At 72.6% G+C, this 3,049-nt stretch carries 3 protein-coding genes; all 3 read left to right on the plus strand.

Annotated features, from left to right (window positions below; all coding sequences use genetic code 11):
• The first annotated feature begins 67 nt into the window (after window positions 1-67).
• Window positions 68-1,447 (plus strand): D-alanyl-D-alanine carboxypeptidase/D-alanyl-D-alanine endopeptidase, encoded by a 1,380-nt coding sequence (gene dacB / locus ACN27A_RS34335; protein WP_421459161.1) that lies wholly within the window; start codon window positions 68-70, stop codon window positions 1,445-1,447.
• Window positions 1,444-2,514 (plus strand): zinc-dependent metalloprotease, encoded by a 1,071-nt coding sequence (locus ACN27A_RS34340; protein WP_421459163.1) that lies wholly within the window; start codon window positions 1,444-1,446, stop codon window positions 2,512-2,514. The genes dacB and ACN27A_RS34340 overlap by 4 nt, the downstream gene beginning before the upstream one ends.
• A partial coding sequence (tilS, locus tag ACN27A_RS34345; protein WP_421459165.1) for a tRNA lysidine(34) synthetase TilS occupies window positions 2,493-3,049 on the plus strand: 557 nt, incomplete at its 3' end. The genes ACN27A_RS34340 and tilS, both read left to right, overlap by 22 nt.

Raw genomic sequence — 3,049 nt, forward strand, 5'->3', positions numbered from 1 at the left:
AACAGTAAACGAGGGATACCCTGCTCTACAGGGGTGGTTCTGGTTGTCGATCGAGGGCAGGAGAGACATGCGGCCCGCTCGTTGGCAGCGGTCCACCTACGTGGTGGTCGGCGCGGCGGTACTGCTGCTGGTGGTGGCGGTCGTGGTGGCCGCGGTGCTGGTGGCCTCCCGCCAGTCCGGCGAGCCGATCGCGGTGCCCCCCGTCCCGCCGCCGGCCAGCGCGCAACCCGAGGTCGTGCCGGTGTCCGACGCGGCGGACACACCGACACCGCGGGGCCTGGCCGCGGTGCTCGCACCGGTGTTGGCCGACCCGGACCTGGGCCGGTTCACCGGCCGGATCAGCGACGCCCTGACCGGCGACGAGCTGTGGTCGCAGGGTGCCGACGTGCCGATGCAGCCGGCCTCCACCAACAAGCTGCTGACCACCGCCGCGGCGCTGCTGGCGCTCGATCGTGAGGACCGGCTGACCACCCGCGTGGTGTCGGACACCCCCGGGGTGGTGGTGCTCGTCGGCGGCGGCGATCCGACGCTGTCGGCCGCCCCGCGCGGCGAGGACACCTGGTACCAGGACGCCGCCCGCATCGTCGACCTCGCCGACCAGGTGCGACGCAGCGGGTTCGCGGTCAAGAGAGTGCAGGTCGACGTCAGCGCCTACAGCGGACCGACCATGGCGGTGGGCTGGGACCCGCGCGACATCGACGGCGGCGACATCGCCCCGATCGAGCCGGTGATGCTCGACGGTGGACGCACCCAGCCGGTCAGCGTGGAATCGCGGCGGTCCAAGACCCCGGCGCTGGACGCGGGGCGGGCCCTGGCCGTGGCGTTGGGGGTAGACCCGGCGACGGTGCGAGTGTTGCCGCCCGGGCGCAGCGTCGAGGGCACCGAGCTCGCGTCGGTGCAGTCGCCGCCGCTGATGGAGCGCCTGCACGACATGATGAACTACTCGGACAACGTGATGGCAGAGTCCATCGGCCGGGAGGTCGCCGCAGCGCTGGACCGCCCGGCGAGCTTCGACGGTGCGGCCCGGTCGGTGCTGAACACCCTCGCCGACGCCGGTGTCGACACCGGGGGCGCGCGGCTGCTGGATTCCAGCGGCCTGTCGGTCGACGACCGGCTGACCGCCACCACCCTCGACGAGGTGCTCTACACCGCCACCGGTGACACCCACCCGGCGCTGCGGCCGCTGGTGGATCTGCTGCCCATCGCCGGCGGCAGCGGCACCCTGTCCAACCGCTACCACGACACCGAGGCCGGTCTGGCCGCCGTGGGGTATCTGCGCGCCAAGACGGGCTCGCTGACCGCCACCAACACTCTGGCCGGCATCGTCACCGACGAAAGCGGCCGGGTGCTGACGTTCGCGCTGCTGTCCAACGAGGCCGGCCCCACCGGCCGCACCGCCCTCGACGCGTTCGCCGCGACGATCCGCTCCTGCGGGTGCAACCGATGAGCCCGCAACGCGCGGCGGGTTTCGACGTGGGTCGCGCCGTCGACTGGAATCTGGCGGCGACGCTGGGCGGCAAGCTGGCCCGGCCGCAGCCGGCCGCCACCGACTACACCCGCAGGCAGGTCGTCGACCAGCTCACCGCCTCGGCGCGCGCCGCCGAGGTCCCGGTGCGGGAGGTCACCGGGCTGGCCGAAGGCGGTGACATCCCCGAGGCGCGGATCGTCGACCGGCCGGAGTGGATCGAGGCGGCCACCCGCTCCATGCGGGTGATGACCGGCGGGAGCGTCGACGACGCCGCGAAACCGCGGGTGATCAGCGGACGCATCGCCGGAGCGCAGACCGGCGCGGTACTGGCTTTCGTGTCCTCGGGCATCCTCGGCCAATACGATCCGTTCGCCGCGGGAGGCGGTGAGTTGCTGCTCGTCTACCCCAACGTCATCGCCGTGGAGCGTCAGTTGCGGGTGGTTCCGAGCGATTTCCGGATGTGGGTCTGCCTGCACGAGGTCACCCACCGCGTGCAGTTCCGGGCCAACCCGTGGCTGGCCGAGCTGATGTCGGAGTCGCTGGCGGTACTGACCGACGACGGCGGAGAGGACGTCACCGCGGTCGTCGGCCGGCTGGCCGGGTACCTGAGGGAACGTCGCAGCGCCGCCGACGGCGAAGCTGCCGAACCGAATTCGTCGGGTGTGCTGGGTCTGCTGCGGGCGGTGCAGTCGGAGCACCAGCGCGAGGCCCTGGATCGTCTGCTGGTGCTGGGGACGTTGCTGGAGGGGCACGCCGACCACGTGATGGACGCCGTCGGTCCCGCGGTGGTGCCCTCGGTGGCCACCATCAGGCGCAGATTCGACGACCGCCGGCAACGCCATCAGCCGCCACTGCAGCGGCTGATGCGGGCGCTGCTTGGTATCGACGCCAAGATGAGCCAGTACACCCGGGGCAAGGCGTTCGTCGACGCGGTGGTGGCCAAGGTCGGGATGGCACGTTTCAACACGGTCTGGTCGAGCGCTGAAACCCTGCCGTTGCCAACGGAAATCGACGAGCCGCAGCGATGGATCGACCGGGTGCTCTAGCCGAACTGCGGGCCGCGTTGACCCGCTTCGTCGGTGCTCACGATGTCGGTGACACATGGTGCGTCGCCCTGTCCGGTGGAGCGGATTCGCTGGCGCTGACCGCGGTCGCGGCGGCGATGCGGCCGACCACCGCGCTGATCGTCGACCACCGCGTGCAACCCGGCTCCGACGAGGTGGCCCAGACCGCGCGCGCTGCGGCGGTGGCGCTGGGCTGCGTGGATGCAGCGGTCATCGGTGTCGACGTCGGGACCGCGGGCGGGCCGGAGGCGGCCGCCAGGACGGCGCGCTACCGGGCTCTCGACCGCGCCAGGGCGGGAGCCCCGGTCCTGCTCGGGCACACCCTCGACGACCAGGCCGAGACGGTGCTGCTGGGCCTGGGGCGCGGTTCGGGCGCCCGCTCCATCGCGGGCATGCGTCCCCACGACCCGCCGTGGTGCCGCCCGTTGCTCGGGGTGCGCCGCGCGGTGACCCGGGCGGCGTGCGCGGAGGCGGGGCTGACCCCGTGGCACGACCCGCACAACACCGATCCGCGCTA

The organism is Micromonospora sp. WMMD737, assembly GCF_049179055.1.
Classification (GTDB): Bacteria; Actinomycetota; Actinomycetes; order Mycobacteriales; family Micromonosporaceae; genus Micromonospora; species Micromonospora reichwaldensis.

Excerpts from the sequence above, each read along its gene's own strand:
- dacB (WP_421459161.1), top strand. The coding sequence starts at position 68 with ATGCGGCCCGCTCGTTGGCAGCGGTCCACCTACGTGGTGGTCGGCGCG.
- ACN27A_RS34340 (WP_421459163.1), top strand. The coding sequence starts at position 1,444 with ATGAGCCCGCAACGCGCGGCGGGTTTCGACGTGGGTCGCGCCGTCGAC.